The sequence below is a fragment of the Nanhaiella sioensis genome, from assembly GCF_046557775.1.
Taxonomy (GTDB): Bacteria; Bacillota; Bacilli; order Bacillales; family SM2101; genus Nanhaiella; species Nanhaiella sioensis.
Map to the genome: position 1 here is coordinate 86,582 of NZ_JBKAEG010000002.1, position 20,231 is coordinate 106,812.

Genomic DNA, 20,231 nt, shown 5'->3' on the forward strand with positions numbered 1-20,231 from the left:
TTCTAGAATTTATCTCTTACACGATTAATATATAACACATTTATGTGTCAGCTATATGTCAAGATGCAAAACTTACTATACAGTGAAAATTCAGATTGAACAGACATAGAAATTTCAGATTTAAGTGTTAATCGTAGCAGTAGGATCAATGATTATTTTAAGGCCTAGGCTCGCAAATAACCCCCAGACCATAACAATACGTACACTGCTTCTATACTTGGGAGAAAACAGGTCAGCTGCTTATACTTTCAATAATGGATAATGGAACAAGCGGTACAGTAGTAGCTGAAAGTACTTGCCGATGTATTAACGTCACCAAATTTTCAAAAAGGTGAGTAGAATCTATGTAGAAACCATAGCAAACATCAAAAACCCCTACTCATTGAGTAAGGGATTTTCTTATTATGCATTTTGCAAGGTCACTATTATTTCTACACTACGTCAGCGTCTTTTTTTCTATTGTTGTAAACAAATAACCGGTTACCCTAGTGTTCATTATATTAACCCTTTAATGTAACTAACTCTTGTACGGACACCACTCGTTCAGGAGCAAAAGCGAGAGTGATAAAGAGAGAACACTTATTCATTGTCATTCTTTTTAGACACGAGCTTAGCGAAGATAGATCTAGGAACTTCTATTCAAAAATTTATCTCGTTATATAGTTTTGGTTTCAGTTTATCTATATTCGATTCATTTAGTGGAAAACTTTCAAATACAGTCCACTCTACTAGAGGGTATTCCTCCATTAAGTCAATCAGTAGATTATGATTGATATACTGTAGCTTGTATTGATATTTGTAATTCTTGTGCAAGAACCAAAGCACTATTCCATTCTTTTTGAATTTTATCTAACTGTGCATTCCCAAAGATCGAAAGATATTCTGTATTGTTCAAAATACTATCAATGTCGTCTACAATACTGGTTATATTGTTATTTAGCAATGCGAAATCGTCTGTTAAATAACTAATCCCATCATAACCATACTCCATAGCAGAAATATAATAATCTAACGTCGTTGCAACATTATCTTCGTCATATGCCTCTGCTACAATTTTATCTTGTTTAAAATTGTTTAGATCTTCCTCAAGTTTTTCTCTATAATCCTTAGTAATATAGATACTTTCTTCTGTGGAACTTCTAACATTCTCCAAATCTATTTTTAATAATTCCAATCCTTGAATAGCTGTCTCGATGTCTTTATTAGAAATAACATCTCGGATTTTTTCAGTATATACATTAAATTTATCGCTAAAACTAATAGTATCTTGAAGATTTCGATTGATTTCTGGATATAATTCACTAGGAAATAGTTTAGCAGTTTCACTTGCTCTTTCCATATGAACTGTTAGGTCAGAGATATGCGAACTATTTAATGGTGCAATTTTCCCGATAATATCAACATAGTTATAGATATTGCGAGCAGATAGCTCTATTGAAGCTACTGAAACATTAGCGCTTTCTGCTGTTTCAGGAGATGCAGCTGCTACATTTGCTGTAAATGCCTGTGAAGATAAGATTGTTGCTAGAGCTGTAGCTGTAATTGCCATTTTTGAAATCTTCATGAACCGTCTCTCCTTTAAAGTGATTAATTTAATTTCATTACTAAATTGATGATACTACTTATATGTGATGAATCTGCGAAAAAGTTATGTGATTTTATGTAAAATTAGTAGAAAAGATCATTTTCTGTAGATAGATATATGATAATGGGTTTCTACACATAATAATACTGCACTTCTGGTATAGATCCTCATTTTAAGCAATTTGATTGTGAGCAATCTTGTAGCACAGATATATGGGAGCTTTTTCATTTAAAACAGTGTTGCAATATCTCTCTCAGAGGAATTTATCTTCTCTATTATGTACTATGTATAGATAAATGCCAAAAAACCTTTACACGTAAGTGTAAAAGCAATTAAGTTGAGAATCCCATCCGACTATACAATATAATTTTTCCCCTTTAATAGTGTGGACAGGACAAGAAAATCTCTAATTTTTTTTACTAAAAGAACATACTTAATATAAAAAATGGTGATTTGTTTTTGAGGTATCAAGGAAATATGAAATGTATGCCAGTAAAGGGGTTGTCTTTGTAGGGTAAAAAAATATACAGATGAACACCAAGGAATGAATCATACTATTTATTACTAAAAAAATATAAATAAACAATTAGACAAAGGCTTATTGAAGAAATGGAGCCATTATCTCAATAACTCACAATACACAATAAACTTTAACAGAGCCCTTTTTAATACTGATACAAACCAATATGGGTTATAGAAATTGTTACACTGGCAAGCCGACATAAAAATCCCCCCACTCTTTGAGTAGGGAAGGCATTGCTATGTTTTATTTACCATTATAAAAAAGTAGTTACATTGAAGGTTTCCAACCTATAGTAGCAATGTCATAATGCACCACTGATTAACGAATTACTAGTAATTATATCAGTAGAAGTTTTGTCATTTTACGATTGAAATCGCTGAAGAAATGCCTAAGGTTTTAATCCTTTTGAGAGAATTTGTACAAATGTATCAATTGATTCCTTCTCTGTTGTCGAAGTTAATTTGTCTCCAAAGCGTGATGATAACGAAGCCGTTCCACTTAAAAACGAAAGTATGTCAAAAGCAACTGCTTCTGTGTCTAGTTGACGCATCTTCTTTTTTTCTTTCATTAATTTAAAATAATCTGCTAATACCTTTATTATATCTAATGGCATTTCTTTATCTATTTTATGTTCGAATTCTTTTTCATTTAGCACAATCGTCATTATTTGTCGATTTTTAAGAATACTTTCTTGAATCAATGTGATAATTTTCTTTATATCATGTTCAAGCTCATAAACTGCTTCTGTCTTAATAAATTGCTTAATTTGGGGGAGATAAGAATTTAGCGTTTTAATACTCTCAATTAAGATATTTTCTTTTGTTTGAAAATGTCGAATAACAGTCATTTCTGATACTCCTGCCTCATTAGAGATTTGCAAAAGAGTAGTCGTTTTATATCCTTGTTCAGCAATTAGTTTTATTGCTACATCTATTATTTTCTGTCTTGTATATTCTTTATTACGTATCTTTTGATCACTCATTTTACTTGTCCTCTCCATGATTCAAATCATCACTCCTTATTGTTTCACAATTAAGATGTTTTATTGCATTTGGTTAATCATCAATTCACTTAGCCAATTACAACAGGCATTATTATAGTTAATGGTTGATCAGATGTTATACAGATATATTTCCAATCTGTTTTAAAATCAACTCTTACTTCTTTTCATTCTGTATTGCTATGATTTAGAATCTTTATCTCTACTTAATGAGGTTCATCAGCTTGCAACTATACACTCTCTATTGATTTCCATTCTATAAATAATAACTACTCAATGTTAAACCGCACCTTTAACCTCTGTTTGTTACTACCTGGAATAATTTCTGAGTTAAAAACTATGAGAATGTTGTTTTCTGATAGATGTTGTTATGGAATTCAAATACCATTTTATAATTGCAATTACACTATAATTATCTGCTGAATAATAAACAGTAGGTTCTCCAACTGTTCCATCTAATTTTATCTTATCATCTTTGTTCAACTATAACCATTAAAAGTGGATCTTACTCTTAAAAATTTAAATGACGTGATGGATGAAAATGATACTCCCCTACTAGGTGATATACATTATAAGTACCTTTATCTTCTCTTAAATGAAAATGTATATATTTTCATGTTGATAAATCTAGCAAAATTGTTTACTTTATTGTTAGTTAGTACTACCTATATATAGTGATATATTAATTGTTTTTTCTACTATCCCCTAAAGTTATGAAGAGAGGTTTATTATTTATAAAAAGATAAATTTTAAAAAAAGATATTGTAACAACTGATGTTTCAGTAGCTTATTGACTGGATTACACCTACGATAGTTCCTCTATCTGTATATGCTATGGTTTTTAATGAAGTTGATATAGACGTGATTTTAAATGATGTTGAAGTAGCACAAGTTCTACTATAGTAATCGAAATCTGTCATAACAAACGCGCTTATATCATACTCATATCATAAAGGAGAATTATAATGAATATAAAACAAGCTATTAGCTCACTAACTCTAGCAGCATTAGTAGTGTCTCCATTTTCATTTAATAATCTAGTTGAAGCTGCGACGAATGATCAGCATCTGAAAATAGTTAATAATAGCACCAGAAATGGAAATTTGTCTTCAGCAAAGGCGTATACACAAGTTTTAGAATATGGAGATAAAGTGGGTATTAACTACAGATTCTTTTACCCTTATAATGGATCAATAATTTTCGGACAGGGTGATCATGAGGGAGACTGGGAAGGTGTTCAGTTAATTATAGACAAAAAGACTGACAAAATTATCGATGCAAAATATAGTCAACATGAAGGTTCCGAATGGAATCTTTCTAAAGCATCTATTGCGCCGTATACACCAATTGGTGATGGTCAACAATACGCTGATGGACAGAACTATTCAGTTGATGTGAACAACAATGGACAAGTGGTAGAAGTCCATGAGTCAGAGTCAGGTGGAGAACTATATGTAAAGACAGGTAGCATTAATGCTAATGGTAAGATTAAATGGAATGGAGCACATAAATATGACAACGGAGGAAAGAATCCTTCAGTCGCGTTATTAGACGACGGTACCGTGATTGCAACTCATCAAAGTGAGTCTTCAACTTCACCTAATCTTTATTCATATGTAGGAAAGATTGATGGTACAACGGTAGTATGGAACGCAGGAAATAATAGTGGAACAAAATATGATAGCGGAAAGAATTCTTATATTGATGCGACGAATGATGGTGTTGTTGTTGAGACGCATGAAAACCGGAGCGGTGGTGAATTATATATACGAACTGGTCAGATTGTAAATGGTGCAATTGACTGGAACTCATCTCGTAAATACGATAATGGTAAGCGTTCTAGTATAGCCGTAAATGACAGCGGGACTGTCGTTGAAACACATGAAAACAAAAGCGGTGGTACATTATACAAATATACTGGCCGTATTACTAATAACGGGACAAAAGTCACATGGGATCAAGGTGATTTCAGTGGGGAAAGATACGACAGTGGAGCAAATTCATCTGTCACTCTTGCAAATGATGGAACTATCATTGAAGCACATGAAAATCAGTCGAAAGGGAAGCTCTATATTAGTAAAAACTTCGACTCTCCGAACAAAATTTCCGAACAATCTTATGCAGTAAAACCTAACGTATCAATTGGAACAGATACAAAGGATTTTGTATTATTAAAAACTGATATTAATACTGAAGATGGACAAGATATGCACAGTAGTGCTTGGACTGTGGGAGATATTGAAAGACCTATTATGTATTCAGCTATAAATTCACATGCAAACTATAATTACGCAGGTGATATTACGAGGGATGATGCTACAGGTGCTGCTCTTTTACCTGAGGCTACTGATCTTGGACCAGTTTGGGATATTAGTAGAAACTTTGAACTCGTAAGTTTTGATAAAAATAATAGTTTGTATCATTGGGCTCAAAAGTTTGACGGGAAATGGGGAAATAGTTCAAACAGCCCAACATATAGTATTGGTAAAGGTTGGTTCAAAAATAATGATAACGTAAATGCGCCTTCAACTGGTGATGTTACTGACTTAACAACTGAGGATTATGCAGCTGCAGCCAATTATGCAGAAAAATATGCTCCAAGTGTATTCTTGCATGGAGATGATAACTATAGACCGTCTTCAATTGATTGGTATTTAAATCAAGTCGAATTAAAGGAAGGTTCTACTAAGCTTTTAAATGCTGGAGAAGTAAATAGATGGTCGTTACTTGGGGAAGATGTCAATGTTTCGTTAAGTGTTGAGTCTTTTAATCATTCAAACAATACGACAAGTCAAAAAACAGGCGAAACATACGATGGGAAATCTGTCGTTGAAGTATCAGCAAATGGTTTAAATTCAACAGACTTTGTTAATCAGACTATTTATATTAATCCAAATGGAAAGACGTATTCCTTGGGTGTTTGGCTGAAGACTTCAGATGGGGCACCATCCCAGACTGTTTCTTTGCGAATGAGAAGCCAAGGTAATAATGATGGTGGGAATGGAGATAATGATATCTATTCTACTTTTGATATTACGAATGAATGGGATTATTATACGTTAACATATTCCTTTGATAAACCTGCAGACTGGCTTAGAACAACAATTTATCCAGCTGGGTTTAAAAGTGGAACAGGTACTATTTTAACTGCTGGAGCAGATATTAAGCAGGTGATTGAATAAATTTATCTCCTATAAAGATTTTAATCTCACATAAAAGACTCTGGAAACTTTAAAGTGTACCCTTTGTAAAGGACATTTAAAAAAAAGCCTAGGCTACATTAAGAAGGTGATCTTTGTATTGAACAGGGGTCATCTTCTTTAAATTCCATTGATATCTGTATTTATTGTAATAAATCATATATTGCTTAATTTCAAGTTTTAGTTCGTTTAGTGTCGTACATGGTTTAATATAAGCCTCATCCTTAAAATGTCCAAAGAAGGATTCTTGAGGAGCATTATCCCAACAGTTTCCTCTTCTAGACATAGATTGATGTAATCCAAGTTTCTTTACTAACTTTTGAAAATCAGGGTGTGTATAGTGGGTACCTTGATCAGAATGTATCAATGCACCTTCTACCTTTCTAAAGCTTAGATTCTTCTTTAGCTTTAATAGGGTATCCGTAGCTAAATTCATGGTTATACGATCTGATACGTGATAGGCTAAGATTTCATTGGTCGATCCATCTTTAATAGTGGATAAATAGGCTTTCTGACCCCTTCCGTAAAATAAATATGTGATGTCGGTTAGGAGTACTTTTCCAGGGACATCTTGCTTAAATTGTCGGTCCAACAGATTGGATACAATCCTATGTTCTTGTGTTGATTTCATCATTCGTCGTATACGCTTCAAATTATAGACAACACCAAATTGACCCGCCAAAGTCATTTTGATTTGACGTGCCCCTTTTTTCCTTCCTTTGAAATAGAAGGCCTTTAAAATAATCTCTTTTACTATCTCATCTTTTTCGTCTTTTAGTTCTCTTTGTTTCTGGGGCTTCTCTGAAAAGTACTTATAATAACCACTTCTAGAAACGCCGGCTACTTTACAAAGGTAGGTCACCATATTTTCTAATTGATATTTCTCAATAACAGAGCGAATAAGAGTAAATTTTTGGTTTGGAGGAAGTGTTACTTTCTTATCCCCCTTTCTGCAAAACGAATCTTTTTTAAAAGTTCATTTTCCGCCTTCAGCAGGTTAAGTTGAGACTGTAAGCGAGCATTTTCCTCTTCTAGGGAAAGCTCCATTTTTCTCGGACGGCCTGAATTTTCAGCTCTAGCGTCACGTAAACCTGTTACACCATTCTCCTTGTAAGCTAATTGCCACCTCTTACTTGCAGATTTAATTCTATCCGTCCCTAAAATCTCTACATCAAACCCATATTCTTCGAATATCTCTCTTGGAAACTTGCCTTTTTCTTTTTCTGTAATAAAAATATGTTTGAATTCCTCTGTATAAGTTATTCCTTTTGAGCTTACTGATTTAACATAAATGTTAGAAGATAAAAGTTTGATCTCTTTCTCCGAAAAAATCTTTTTACTCATAGTTTTCTCCAATCCGAAGTATTTCTCTAGTTGTGTTTCTCCATTATACAAAAATGTACCCTATAGGGAGTTTTTTTAAAAGTGTCTACTCTATAGGGTACATTTTATAAAAGAGTCGGGCTTTTCTTTATTTCATTATGCCAGTGTAATACATTATATGTTCTGTTGTTGGTGCATTTAGAGAAAAATATTTGTTCCACTCAATATCACTTGTGTTTACTAAAAAATTTGACATCTGCATGTGCCAGCTAATTCATTTTTTGTTATTCTATAGAGCAAATTCATTAAGTGAAATGGTATCTTCAAATTCTTTGAATTCAGCAAAAATATCATCTATATATTTTATGCCTTTTAGACTTAGAGTTTCATTTATCATTTTGATATTGGTTATCTGTATTTCTTTTGAGTAGTCAGTTATTTGTTTTAGAATATGATCTGTGATGTTGTAGATAAATACATTCCCACCTACTGCTACTGTACCATCACCAAAACCAATTATAACTGCAATATTGTCATCATCTATCCATAAAGCATATTTAGGTATATTTTGATCTATGTCAGGCTCAATGATATTCGCTATAGTCCCATTTTCCAAATCATATAAATGAAGGCTTCCTAGGCGCTCCCACTCTAAAGGAGAGATATACACTGCTTTCTTTCCATTTGGTGATATGATTGGTATTGATGGAGAATCATCTGTTATTACTGTTTTCTTTCCGTCTGGATCTATTTGAAGTATTTCGTTACGAGTTTCATCGTATTCAAGTTGATACATTATTCAACAGCTCCTTCTATATCCCCGTTAATAAGGATGTTTTTAGTTTCTGGAAACTCAAATAGCATTTCTTCAATATGAACTAAAGGTATAATAATAATTTTGAATGGATAATTTCTATTTAAAGATTCGATGAAGTCAAGTTGCGATGATGTTAAATCTACTGGGATAACCATTACCCAAAAATCTGGTGAGTGGAGTTCGTTTACGGTAATAATTTCATTTACTATTGTACTATTATTAGGCATTGTAGCCCATTTCTTGCATTGAAAGACCCATTTTCTTTCATATCCTAAATTAAATGGAAGTGTTTCGTATGTTTTAGCGACAACATCCCTTCCTTGATCAGAGCCTCCCCGTCCAAACCATTGTATATTCTTAAATTCCATTCTTCGCAGTATAGAATAAACAAACTTTTCAAAATGTCTATGATCAACTTGCTTCCAGTTTATCAATACTATTCACCTCTAATCAATTTTATTAAACCCTATTTGAAGTCTAAAGAATCAACAATTGTGCAAGGATTAGAAGTCCGAGATACTATGTGCTTTCCTTTAAGATCACTTTCCATTTCCTCTAATTCAAAAGCAACTCTGTCTGGTTCAATAGCATCTTTTGTGTACCCCAATATTTTATAAACCTCTAGAACCTCACCTTTATGTACAGCAATTGCCTGATCTTGATTATACAATCTGTTAGGATTTATACGCCATGCTCTTCTAACTCTTTCTTTTAGTGCTTCTCTGCTTGATGGAACTTCTTTAATTTTAATTAATACCATTAATACCCCTCTTCTCTTTTACTTTACTTTTAATATACTTAGTATATACTATCATATACTTTAATCATACTTTTGTAAAGGGATGGCTTTATGTTGTTTGACTTTTGTTGACTAATGCTTCTCAGACAAAATTATCTTTTCACCTATGTTACTATATGATGATAAATGCAAAATAAAAAACCCCTACTCATAAGAGTAACGGCAATAAGTTGGAAATTCCCATCCAACTATACATTATGAATTTTCGATACTGAATGTGTGGACAGGACACCAGAAAATTTTATTTTTCTTCCACCAAACGAACATACTTTCGTATATAATAAGTACTGAGGTGATACGTTTGAAAGATAGAGGGATAATGAAATGGATACCTGCATTTATACAGCCGGAACAAATGAAGATTACTCTACCCTTATAACTTAAACCAATTATTTAAATATTGAATACTTAGGCAATACCACCTTGATCTATTAAGAAAAACGAAAATTATCTTTATTTCAGATTTGTTCCATTCGTATTACGAGATCATCCAGTACATTTCTGATTGAACCAATTTTTTATAGCTATTACTCTAGCTTTCACTACATTCTTCCTTGATTTTGAGAAATTACTATTGATATTCTCTAAGATTCCCATTCATTGATGAATAATTTCACATTAGTAGGTTTATAATTTATGATGTCTGACAATTATTCATATCTGACAAATATAAATTAGGAGGAATAGCATATATGCCTTATAATAGTACAGATTATCCAATATTCGACAAAGGGGGTTAAGGTAGTATTTGGATTTTCAGATTGTACAGGCAATAAACTAGAGAAAATACAAGGCAAAGTCAATAAACAGAAATATATTTTAGAAGTTTATGGTGATATTATCGAATCAAATTATCTAAATAGTACTTTAGAGTTGTTTGATAAGAAATTCCCTATGTATAAGAATAAATTATCAACTGTAAAAAATTGATATTATATTCTGGGCTTTAGGTCAGTTGTTAGAAGCAGAGAAAAAAATAAGAAGTGTATATAGCTTATAGCAAAAATAGCACCAACTTACTAGGATAGGTAGGTTGGTGTTTATTTTTTAAGTAAAAACACTATTCAATATCCGTTCTATAATTTCCTTTTGCTCTTGAAAGAGAATTAGATATTTTTTCTTTAATACTTCAAGTTCTTCTGTTCCTTTGTCTGTTAAACAATACCAATAGACTTTTTGTCTTCTCTTTTCATGAGATTTAAAATCAGTTGTACGGGATAGTAGCCCATCTAGTGTCATGTCATGGAGAGCATCCAGGAGTGTAGATGGAGCAGGTACCCAGTTGCCACCAACTTTTTTGAACTCCTTTTTAAAGTGTTCACTTATCATTCCACTCGGTTTTTCCTTCAATAAGTGTAAGATGTAAAATTTTGTGAATTGAGCCGCGCTCATATTCAGTGCAAATTTCTTAGGATTATTCTTATGGGACATTAACTATTCCTCCTTCTGCCCTTTAATAATAAGTTTAACACAAAAAACCTACTTAGTAGCAACTCCAAATTATATATAGATAATAGTCTACAAGAGAATCTACAAATGTTTCTTTAGAATAAAATGTGATCAAAAATAATATTATGCTAATAAAAGAATGGTGATCGATTTAGGGTGCCAACATCATTAAAATCAGTTAAATGTTTATACGTAGATTCCTCGCCATCTTTATCAGCCCGTGCCAACATCGCGCGTTCCCTTTCTATTTTTATTTAGACAGCGAATTTCTGTTTTACTAAATTATTTATTGTTGATAGTAGTTTTTTCTGTAGTATATTAAGTACTAATGAAATAGTTATAAGATCCGCATGAAGAATTACCATATCATCTTTGTACTTTCTATAGTTATCTAGATACTTTATTAATACAGTAAGTGGAGTTAGTATAGTTTTATGGACACAAAAACGTTAAGTACTTAAAATGTACATAGAAAGGTTGTGTCCGGATAGGAAACAAAAATACAGGCAAAAAATATACTCAAGATTTCAAGAAGATGATCGTTGAACTTTACCGTTCTGGTAGCTCAGTCAAAGAACTTAGTAATGAATATGGCGTCTATTTATAATTGGAATAAGAAGTACTCTCCTATTGAAACAGAAGATGGTTCAAGCCTTCCGGCTGATGATATTTCTAAGATGCAAAAGCAGATGCTTCGTCTTCAAGAGGAGAATGAAATATTAAAAAAGGCTATGGCCATATTCGCGAAAAAGTAAATCCAGACGAGCTAACGGGCTTCATCCAAGAGAAAACGACAGAACATCCAGTGTCACTTATGTGTGAGGTATTGAATATACCTCGTAGTACATATTATCAATCATTAAATAAGGTTGAATCCAAACGTGAAAAAGAAAATAGACAAATCACTGAGCGAATGACAGCCATCCATAAAGAGAGTAAAGGACGTTATGGGGCTCCAAAAATTCACCATCTTTTTTTCTTTTCTCCTCCCTCGAGTACCCAATCACCTATGTGTAATATATCTGGAGACCATGTGCTAGTATCTTTTAAACATAGCCCAGCATGGGCTTCTCTTCCACTTTCTGATACACACCAATAACCTGTCGGATCAAAATTTACAAGTGGATTATTATGAACAAAAGTATATCTATTTAGGCTTAATGGATTATCTACCATCCCCTCTTGCTCCAGTAGTAAGATTTTCTTGTACGATACGGTTTAGCTCATCATACTCAAAATCCATTTGACTATCGTTTCTATTGATAAAAGAAATATTTCCAAAACCATCATAGTCAATCGACTCACTCCACGTTTTACTTCCAGACTCGGAATGCTCATGTATATTAATCTCTCCAAATGGATTACGATCTGTCTTAAACCCCATTGTTGGAGCAGCATAATTAAATAAATACGAGGTACCATTCGTTGACATAGCATAGTCATACTGTCCAATCATGCTATTGTCATATGTGACTGTTTTGGTTCGATTTAAGTTATCATATGAATATTCTACCTGTTTCTGATCTGGTTAGGTCAAGCTGGTTAGACGATCAAAATCATCATAGCCAAAAGTATAGGTTTTACCTACTACTTCTTGCGATTTTAGTTGTTTCCGTTAATCATATTTATACGTTAAGACTTGTCCTTCGCTATTAGACTCTTCAGTAATTAAACGTGTTGTTGGATCATATTCGTAGTCTTCTGTATGAACTTCTTGTCCTGTTGAATCTGTAACAGAAACATGGGTAAGTTCATTATATAGACTGTACGAATACGTAAAGGTTTGTCCCTTTTTATCAACAAAGGTTTCATTTAACCCTTTGATGTTGTTCGTATATGCTTCTACTTGATCACTTGCATTTGTACTTGTCAGTAACCAACCCAACTCATTATATGTCTTAGTCTTTTCAGGAGTGTACCCCAATTATGAGTTTCAAAAACTCTCTAAGTTAGTGGATAAACGGTACAGGTTAAAAAACACTCCTGGAAAGTGTATAAGGATTATGGCATAGCATCAAAACGATATATAGTAATGCATCATTCTCTAACAAAAGAGGGTAGTGCTGAAGCATTTGCAAACTACCATGTATCAACACATAACTGGCCAGGTATTGGTTATCACTTTGTCATACTGAAAGATGGAACAATAGTCTGGTGTCACAATCCAGGAGTAATGTCTTATCATGTGGGAGATTCTAATAAACATGCAATTGGTATTTGTCTTGTAGGTGACTTATGAAAAAACCACTCAAGAACAGGAACAATCATTACGTGAATTACATGCTGCATTAATTAAGGACATGCCAAATTATAAGCAAACGAAAGGACACAATGAGTTTCCAGGATACTCTTGGAAAGCGTGTCCTGTTTTTGATTATAAAAGGTACTTGAAAACAAGGAGGTAGAATATATGAAATTAAAGGATTGGCACTTCAAAGAGCTAGAGGAAGCCTACCAAAACGCATATGACCGTAATATTTTAACAAGTAAAAAGTGGGTAGTAAAAGCGAAAAGAAAGAAATCACTCTCGATGAAGCAATATTTTTAAATACTGTTATTGTTGATCGAGCATTGAAATAACGCATACAAAAATATACAAAAATACTCCCTTGTCGACACCAAAAGGCGAGGGAGTACATATTTTATATTCAGTGCGTAATGATGTGTAGTTATCTCCCTTCACAAAGCCTTGCTCTTATACAGAGTGAGGTTTATCTATTTTGTCTTCTGACAACATTTTTGATTAAACGAGTATAAAAAGGGATTCTTAGGGAATTATAATTTTAGGGATTGTACTAATACTTTTTTTAATGTTTAACACAAGGGGCCGTTTTAGGTAATTCATGCCTGCCTCCATTGCTGAAAGCTTTTCCGTGTTTAACAAGTGAACGTCCATCTCTTTGTAAAATGCACGGCCCCTTCTGTTAGAAATTATACATAACGTTTTAAGTGAGGGGTCGTAACCTCCGCCTCGTCTAATTACGATCCCTCATTTAAGGCGTCGGTAATTTCTCCTTATCCAGCCCTGTTCGTTATTGAACAGGGTTACATCTCACCTGAGCACGAATAGCTCAATAGTCGCCACTATCGAGCTAAGGTTATATCAATACCCTTAAGGTGTACGTATATTGATATATTTCCCTACAAGTTACGTTTGAACGTACGTAACTTATAATTCGTGATGCCTGCAAGAGATAAGTATCTCTCTTACACACACATTATATATTGGGCATTATCTCATTATTTTATTCATTAGACTGCTTAATCAGTTAAAGCCTTGCTCTTATTAAGAGTGTTGGTTTAAAATAATATGTTTACTTAATAAAAGCCACAATAATCCATAATATAATTGCGATTATAAGGTATGAAATTGTTCTTATTACTCGTTTTTCTGAGACGGATAGTTCGTCCCATTTCCTTTTAAACGCCATCTAATCACCTCAGTATCACTGGTGTTTCCTTAATAGGGAAATTCCAGATAGTCTTTCCTAGCCTCTTGCGCCATATTGTTGAACAACACATTGATAGTTGTGGAAAATTACTATCTTAATAATTACTACCACTTCACAGGAGTTTTAGTTGAATTATTTAGATATTTTAAGATGTATATTCATAAGTTTTGAAATATCTATTGGACTACTATGTCCTTGTGGTAAGAGCATTGGTGTCATCGAAAAGTAGTAGTCGTTATATTTTGGGTTCTGCGCTACTCTAACACACACATAAAATTTGGTTTTTTCACCACTCATTATCATTAATGAAGATCCTTCTATAGGCTCTATCCAAAAAGATAAATCACTAGTTTGAACTATTTTATCAAATGGACTAAATACTTGCTGTGGTAATTGTCCGTTCTCTCCATAAGGAACATAGCCTGCTTCTCCATATAGTGGTACAACTTTAGCTATTGCCCAACTCGTGTATCCTTGAACGCTATAGGGTCCAAATGGTCCTATTTTTACTACATCTCCGCCGTATATTAGATCTCCTAGTGTTTTAAATTCTTCTTTTTGTTTTATTTCGTTACTTGAAGGTAATTCTGTTGCTATTTCCTCACTAACTTCTTTTTCTTCTAAAGAATAGTTTGGGAATAATAATACATTGACATTGCCTTCAAAGACATCAAACTTTAAAATATGATCTTTATATCTGTTATAGAAATAGTGTATACCATCTTTTGTCCCATAATCAGGACCTCCTAAATCTTCATACCATGTTGTTTGTAAAAGAGAGTCGTCCGAGGCAAAATGGATACTAACTACTAAACTTGTTTCTTCATTTATACCAATGAATAAGTTGTCGTAAACATACTCTAATGAATCAAATTCTCCTTGTGATGGTACTGTATAATCAGGTTCACCTAGGCTTTTAATGATATAGTCCAAATGATCATTATATGCAACATTTACAACTTCACCACCATCATTATAAGTATAAACTACGAAGACCCCACGTTCCTCCTTCACCCATTTTATCTTATTATTAAGAGTTTCTTTTGATGTTGACTTTTCAACTTTTTTTGTTAGATTTTTAGTTTCTTCAATTTGATGAATGTCTTCTTCTTTTTCAGTAGTTCCAGTAGATAACTGTGTGTTTTCTATTGTTTCTCGGCTATTCTTCGTTTCAGATAGTAAATAATATACCGTTGGCCATAATAAGAGATTGATTATTAATAGGAACAGCAATATAAATAGCAATTTTTTTGACATAAAGAAATCACATCTTTCCTAAACTTTGAAATAATCCATAATAGCCAGTAAGAAAATAGATATATTTCCATAAATTATTATATTATAATCATTACCATTATTCGATAACAACTTTATTTCATAAAGTAGCCCTTTTTACAAGAAAGGAAGTATTTCTAAGAAATTTGCGCCATATTGTGAAATAACACCTAATTAGTAGTAGGGTAAGCGCCCAGCGCCTTGTCGTATTTCTGCGATAGGTTTCCAAACGCTCCCCTCCGAACCGTACGTACACCTCTCAATGTATACGGCTCTCCACCTATCATCTAAATATTTAGACTTGTTTAATACTACTCTAAGGTTTTGTAATGCCTCACGCATTAACCTCATTTTGTATCAAACTGATAAGCTATCCTCCTTCGCCATGTAATAGGCTTTCCCTATCTCAGACTACTACGAGGACTCCGTTACCTTATCGGATTTTCAAATACCTTGTGTATTATAGCCTTATAGGCATTCCAACTTAGGCAATCCCCATTTAGGTGACTAGAAACAAGCTTGTCATAATGTCGGATGTGACATTCGCCTTTTAACGTATATTACGATCGATAGGTTTAGGTACCGCTATTATTACACTGTGCTTATGTGCAATAATCTAAACCTTATAACGTTTCATTCGCCTTTCGTTATATGTTTGAGTGGCCACTCTCAGACTATCATTCAAGCAATACAGCTTTCATCCTCGTTTATGACATTTCATTTTGCCATTCAGTCGTGACGTAGCGACTCGCCAACTCATGACTTTCCACACCATGCTACACTCCCCGTTAGGTTTCCCTTTCGGATAAGGTGGGTAATGATGGATTTATATGCGTACTTAACCCACGCTTTTGCAAAAAGCGATTTTCATAGCCTCCCTTATGGGCGCACAACACAACTCAAGATGTGTTTACTAACAACTCATTTTGCAAAACTTTATATGCAAGAAATTCGGGAAATAATTAAATTACCCCTCTTCAAAACCTTTATAATTCAACAATGTATAAAAATGTGTATATTTGATAAATTTACATTTTAATAGAACGCTGTCATATCAACGTTAATAAAAACATGTAGGTTCCTATAGTTATCATTATGTCAACTAGAATTGTATATCTTATACATGAGTATTCAAAAAAGCTGACGGTCTTACTTGCCAGCTAAATCTTTATTAAGGTGATGGTACTCTTGCAGCTCCAAAAGTTGTATCAAACATAAGGTTCCCATCTACAGTATTTGAATAAAGAACATCTACAGTATCCCCAGGCTGTAATTGTACTACGGTACTTGTAGTAATAGAATTCTCACCCGTAATAAAAGGTGCTACAAAAACATTAGTTGCCCTACTTAAAACTTGAACACCTAATACAATTGTTAACAAAGCAGAATTGTTAATATTAGAATCTGTTGCTCTAAAATGAACGGTAGCATTTATAACATAAACTCCGGATTGATTAGGGGTAAACGTTGAAGTAAGAGGAGAATATTCATTATTTAAATCAAATACTAAATTAGGGAAAGGAACTTGTACGGTGGTCCCCCCAACAAAAGGCATATCATTGATTAATTCTGCTCTAAATGCTGACTGAGGATCAGAAAGACCGGGTATTCCTTGAGGCCCTTGAAGTCCCTGTTTCCCCGGTGGTCCTTGAGGTCCTTGTGGTGGTGGTGGAACAACTCTACATTTACAATCTTTATCCTTCATTATTATTTTCACCTTCTATAATTGTTTTTACTTTTATATGTATGGTTATTTGTTATAAAAGGTTGGACTAACATATATAACGTGACTAAAATGTGTAGAAGTCTATGTTAATTATGTATTTTCAAATAAGTTCCTATAGTTGCTATTATGTAAAATAGAATTGAATATGTTATTCATTGATATACAAAAATACAAGTTTGTAACCCCAATTCTTAATTCACAATTTTGTCAAAGGAATAAATAGGTAAATACTTAATTCTATAATACTAAATTATAGGAAAATAATATTTTTAATAGAAAATATTACAATTTATACATGCGTTTTTTTTCAAAAACATAAATATTTTTCCATTCAGTAGTAAATTAAGCCTATATACATAACCTTTGTTACTAATGTACGATTACTGCAATAAATAAAATTTACTAACAGAGGAAAACAATGAATAAAAAGGTACTATATTCATTATTCGTATTTTTCTCCTCACAGCTTTAAAACTTTTTCGATATAACATTTTTTACATAAATACTTATAAAAACAAGGGAGAGAATAAAATGTCACTAAGTTTAAAATCTTTTAATAAAGTAACAATAATAGCAATTATCACCAGTATGTTACTAGTTGCTATTAGCGTTCCTACTACTAAGTCAGCTTCTGCTGCGAATCCAGGACATACTTTTTATGACTTGGATAAAGAGACGGTTTATGGAGATCCAACGGATAACTCTAATGAATCAGCTCTTGCACTTGCTTTAATATCTTGGATTCCTGGTATAACTGCCTATAAAACACTTGATTATGCAATGAGAATTATAGGAACTTCTATATCATGGTCAGCATTTGTAGATGATGATAAACCCAAAAATGAGTTTCAATTATATAAATATATTTATAAAGCTGATGAAGTTACAATGAATTATTGGGGATATTTTGATGTAGCTGTAAGAAATGTGGATACTATGGAAGAGTGGATGACTTATGACCACGTTATAGGAAAAACCGCAGCAAAATAATAAATAGAATAAATATGTAATAATGTTATATAATAGCAAGCCGTTTGGCTTGCTTTTTAATAAATATAGGTGGGTATCAAATTATGAAAAATATTAGATTTATTGTTAGTTTATTTCTATCCCTTATTATAATAAGTGGTTGTAGTACGAATGAAGACACTATTTCAAATAATGATAGTATCCCTAAAACTTTTGAGGTAGTAAATAACGATGAAATTATCGCTACTGTAAATGAGGAAGAAATTAAAGGGAAAGAACTTAATAAATTATTTACTTTATTAAAATTTGATGTAAAAGAACCTGAGGAAGTTTCAAATGCAGAAAAAAAATACGTAGCAAACATACTTATAAAAAACAAATATATTCTACAAAAAGCTGAGAAGAAGGACTATCAAATTTCTAGTTCTGAAATTGAAGAAAATTTAATTGAATTAAAAAGTAATTATAATACGGAGGAAGACTTCGTCAATAGCCTAAAGGATCTAAATATGACTGTTCAGGATGTAGAAGAACAAATTAAAGAAAGTCTCTTGTACGAAAAATACGTCAATCAAGAGATTAAAATTGAAGAAGTAGATGAATCTGACCTTAAAGAAGAGTATAGTATAATGGAAAGAATGTCAAAAGAAAGAGAAATTCCAAGCTTTAATGAACTAAGAGATTTTATTAAAGAAGAGTTGGAAGAAAAACTTAGAGATGATGAGATAAATAAAATAATTGATAAATTGATTGAGGAAGAAAAAATAGTTATTTTTCTTTAAAGAATATATTCAATTATATATATATAGGAATTAGAACTTGGAGGATATACATCTATGAATAAAATATTTTATATGGCTATCAATGTAGTCATTATTACAGTTTGTTTGTACATTCTTTTTCAAAACATATTTGTCCGACAGATTGGAATGACTACAAGCTCCATAGCATCTCTTATTATTATAGGTTCTAGTTTGGTTGCAGCAATTAAACTTATAAAGGAGAAAGAGAAAGATGACTAAGTAAACAAAAAAGCTAAGCCTTAGTAATCAAAATAGAGAGTAGAGAAACTGGTGTAGACTCTTCCCTACCTGTTCATGAAGAGTCAATATGAGCAACTTATGATAGATAAATGGAAAATAGTGTAGTTAAATAAATGGTGCAGCTAAAAGGAAATGATAATATCACCCACAACTTTTACAATTTCCAACAATTATGTTATTCTAATCATAGACAAGCAGTAACTGCATACAATAAGAAAGACCGCAAGTGCTCTCAACACTTATGGTCATACAATAAACAATTCCTTAGGGGATCGGCTTGAATAGCCAAAAATAGACCACCAATCGCTCCGGCTAAAGAGTTAAGGGTGGTCTATTTTTTTGTCGTTTTTATTATAAGACAGTATCGAAATAACAAGCCCAGCAAACGCCACGGCAAACATCAATGATTGAAATACTGTCATATGCTTCACCCCCTTTCACTCATGGGGAATGAAGCCGACCACCCTTAGAAATTCGCTATTGTATTCCAATTATACCATAGTTTCCCAAATAATTACTCTTAAGTCAATTTCTTAAATACAACTAGTCCTATTAATGCCAGAATAGCATATGTTGGGATCATCGAGAAAATCATCGAGAATACTGTCGATATCCCTTCAATAATATCTTGAATCATTGTTCCAGCTGAAATCATTAGATTGCCCCCTTTTACCCTTAAGGGTTCGACATTGATTTACAATGTTCCTTTCGATTTTAGGGAAACTAATCGACTCAATAATCATTGTGGTTAATATTAGTTATCAAGAATATCAATATGTATTTTTATGTTGTTCTTACATTTAACTTCATATGCTGCTTCACGCCAATTAATTTCTTCCGTAAAAAACATATCTGTAATTTCTACAATCTCTGATTCCTTAACAGTAAAACTATTTTTACTAAGTTTGTCCTCAATATTAATTAGACCTCCTGCTGAATTTATCACAAGTTCTTGAAAATCAAATACAGATCCAACTCCTTCTTGTTCTATCAATGCTTGTATTGGACTATCCTCGTATTCATCTAATACTGACTTAAATGATTCAACAGACACTTTATCGTATAACAAA

General features: G+C 32.7%; 20 protein-coding genes and 1 pseudogene. 7 read left to right on the forward strand and 14 right to left on the reverse strand.

Annotated features, from left to right (window positions below; all coding sequences use genetic code 11):
* Window positions 1-763: 763 nt before the first annotated feature.
* Window positions 764-1,564, reverse strand: a complete 801-nt coding sequence (locus tag V1503_RS23735) for an HBL/NHE enterotoxin family protein (protein WP_410629607.1) — start codon at window positions 1,562-1,564, stop codon at window positions 764-766.
* A 932-nt stretch (window positions 1,565-2,496) separates the two neighbouring features.
* Window positions 2,497-3,090, reverse strand: coding sequence for a TetR/AcrR family transcriptional regulator (locus tag V1503_RS23740; RefSeq protein ID WP_410629609.1), 594 nt, complete (start codon window positions 3,088-3,090; stop codon window positions 2,497-2,499).
* A gap of 983 nt (window positions 3,091-4,073) precedes the next feature.
* On the opposite strand from V1503_RS23740, the gene V1503_RS23745 reads away from it, so the two are divergent.
* Window positions 4,074-6,290, forward strand: a complete 2,217-nt coding sequence (locus tag V1503_RS23745; RefSeq protein WP_410629610.1) for a hypothetical protein — start codon at window positions 4,074-4,076, stop codon at window positions 6,288-6,290.
* A gap of 88 nt (window positions 6,291-6,378) precedes the next feature.
* Here the strand turns inward: V1503_RS23745 and V1503_RS23750 are convergent.
* The 5 genes and pseudogenes from V1503_RS23750 to V1503_RS23770 form a co-directional block, all read right to left on the reverse strand.
* Window positions 6,379-7,665, reverse strand: a pseudogene (locus V1503_RS23750) (IS3 family transposase).
* Window positions 7,666-7,920: 255 nt separating this feature from the next.
* Complete coding sequence (locus V1503_RS23755; protein ID WP_410629612.1) at window positions 7,921-8,427, reverse strand: DUF4652 domain-containing protein; 507 nt, start codon at window positions 8,425-8,427, stop codon at window positions 7,921-7,923.
* The gene (locus V1503_RS23760) at window positions 8,427-8,882 is read right to left on the reverse strand and encodes a restriction endonuclease (protein ID WP_410629614.1); all 456 of its coding nucleotides are present in this window, start codon (window positions 8,880-8,882) and stop codon (window positions 8,427-8,429) included. Before V1503_RS23760 ends, V1503_RS23755 begins: the two co-directional genes overlap by 1 nt.
* 32 nt (window positions 8,883-8,914) lie before the next feature.
* Window positions 8,915-9,208, reverse strand: a complete 294-nt coding sequence (locus tag V1503_RS23765; protein WP_410629616.1) for a hypothetical protein — start codon at window positions 9,206-9,208, stop codon at window positions 8,915-8,917.
* 1,086 nt (window positions 9,209-10,294) lie between these two features.
* A complete protein-coding gene (locus tag V1503_RS23770; protein WP_410629618.1) occupies window positions 10,295-10,678 on the reverse strand; it encodes a PadR family transcriptional regulator in 384 nt (127 codons plus the stop codon).
* 560 nt (window positions 10,679-11,238) lie between these two features.
* On the opposite strand from V1503_RS23770, the gene V1503_RS23775 reads away from it, so the two are divergent.
* Window positions 11,239-11,451, forward strand: coding sequence for a hypothetical protein (locus V1503_RS23775; protein WP_410629619.1), 213 nt, complete (start codon window positions 11,239-11,241; stop codon window positions 11,449-11,451).
* A 208-nt stretch (window positions 11,452-11,659) separates the two neighbouring features.
* Here the strand turns inward: V1503_RS23775 and V1503_RS23780 are convergent, their stop codons facing one another.
* The 3 genes from V1503_RS23780 to V1503_RS23790 all read right to left on the reverse strand — a co-directional run bounded on the left by V1503_RS23780 (window position 11,660) and on the right by V1503_RS23790 (window position 12,581).
* A complete protein-coding gene (locus V1503_RS23780; RefSeq protein WP_410629621.1) occupies window positions 11,660-11,872 on the reverse strand; it encodes a hypothetical protein in 213 nt (70 codons plus the stop codon).
* The gene (locus V1503_RS23785) at window positions 11,862-12,128 is read right to left on the reverse strand and encodes a hypothetical protein (protein WP_410629623.1); all 267 of its coding nucleotides are present in this window, start codon (window positions 12,126-12,128) and stop codon (window positions 11,862-11,864) included. Before V1503_RS23785 ends, V1503_RS23780 begins: the two co-directional genes overlap by 11 nt.
* A gap of 183 nt (window positions 12,129-12,311) precedes the next feature.
* Window positions 12,312-12,581 (reverse strand): hypothetical protein, encoded by a 270-nt coding sequence (locus V1503_RS23790; protein ID WP_410629625.1) that lies wholly within the window; start codon window positions 12,579-12,581, stop codon window positions 12,312-12,314.
* Between the two features lie 147 nt (window positions 12,582-12,728).
* On the opposite strand from V1503_RS23790, the gene V1503_RS23795 reads away from it, so the two are divergent.
* Window positions 12,729-12,935 (forward strand): peptidoglycan recognition protein family protein, encoded by a 207-nt coding sequence (locus V1503_RS23795; RefSeq protein WP_410629626.1) that lies wholly within the window; start codon window positions 12,729-12,731, stop codon window positions 12,933-12,935.
* A 171-nt stretch (window positions 12,936-13,106) separates the two neighbouring features.
* Window positions 13,107-13,244, forward strand: a complete 138-nt coding sequence (locus V1503_RS23800) for a hypothetical protein (protein ID WP_410629628.1) — start codon at window positions 13,107-13,109, stop codon at window positions 13,242-13,244.
* Window positions 13,245-14,280: 1,036 nt separating this feature from the next.
* Here the strand turns inward: V1503_RS23800 and V1503_RS23805 are convergent.
* Together V1503_RS23805 and V1503_RS23810 are read right to left on the reverse strand one after the other, a co-directional pair.
* A complete protein-coding gene (locus V1503_RS23805; protein WP_410629630.1) occupies window positions 14,281-15,405 on the reverse strand; it encodes a hypothetical protein in 1,125 nt (374 codons plus the stop codon).
* Between the two features lie 1,189 nt (window positions 15,406-16,594).
* Entirely contained in the window at window positions 16,595-17,128 is a 534-nt protein-coding gene (locus V1503_RS23810; RefSeq protein ID WP_410629632.1) for a C1q-like domain-containing protein, read from the reverse strand.
* Between the two features lie 552 nt (window positions 17,129-17,680).
* On the opposite strand from V1503_RS23810, the gene V1503_RS23815 reads away from it, so the two are divergent.
* The 3 genes from V1503_RS23815 (at window position 17,681) to V1503_RS23825 (ending at window position 19,140) form a co-directional block, all read left to right on the forward strand.
* The gene (locus tag V1503_RS23815) at window positions 17,681-18,139 is read left to right on the forward strand and encodes a hypothetical protein (protein ID WP_410629634.1); all 459 of its coding nucleotides are present in this window, start codon (window positions 17,681-17,683) and stop codon (window positions 18,137-18,139) included.
* Between the two features lie 83 nt (window positions 18,140-18,222).
* Complete coding sequence (locus V1503_RS23820) at window positions 18,223-18,900, forward strand: SurA N-terminal domain-containing protein (RefSeq protein WP_410629636.1); 678 nt, start codon at window positions 18,223-18,225, stop codon at window positions 18,898-18,900.
* A 54-nt stretch (window positions 18,901-18,954) separates the two neighbouring features.
* The gene (locus V1503_RS23825; protein WP_410629638.1) at window positions 18,955-19,140 is read left to right on the forward strand and encodes a hypothetical protein; all 186 of its coding nucleotides are present in this window, start codon (window positions 18,955-18,957) and stop codon (window positions 19,138-19,140) included.
* 541 nt (window positions 19,141-19,681) lie between these two features.
* Here V1503_RS23825 and V1503_RS23830 read toward each other — a convergent pair.
* Window positions 19,682-19,816 carry a hypothetical protein gene (locus V1503_RS23830; protein ID WP_410629640.1) on the reverse strand — a complete coding sequence of 45 codons (135 nt, stop codon included), beginning with the start codon at window positions 19,814-19,816 and terminating at the stop codon, window positions 19,682-19,684.
* A gap of 99 nt (window positions 19,817-19,915) precedes the next feature.
* Window positions 19,916-20,230: a hypothetical protein gene (locus V1503_RS23835; RefSeq protein WP_410629642.1), complete on the reverse strand. Its 315-nt coding sequence runs from the start codon at window positions 20,228-20,230 to the stop codon at window positions 19,916-19,918.
* Window position 20,231: the final 1 nt, after the last annotated feature.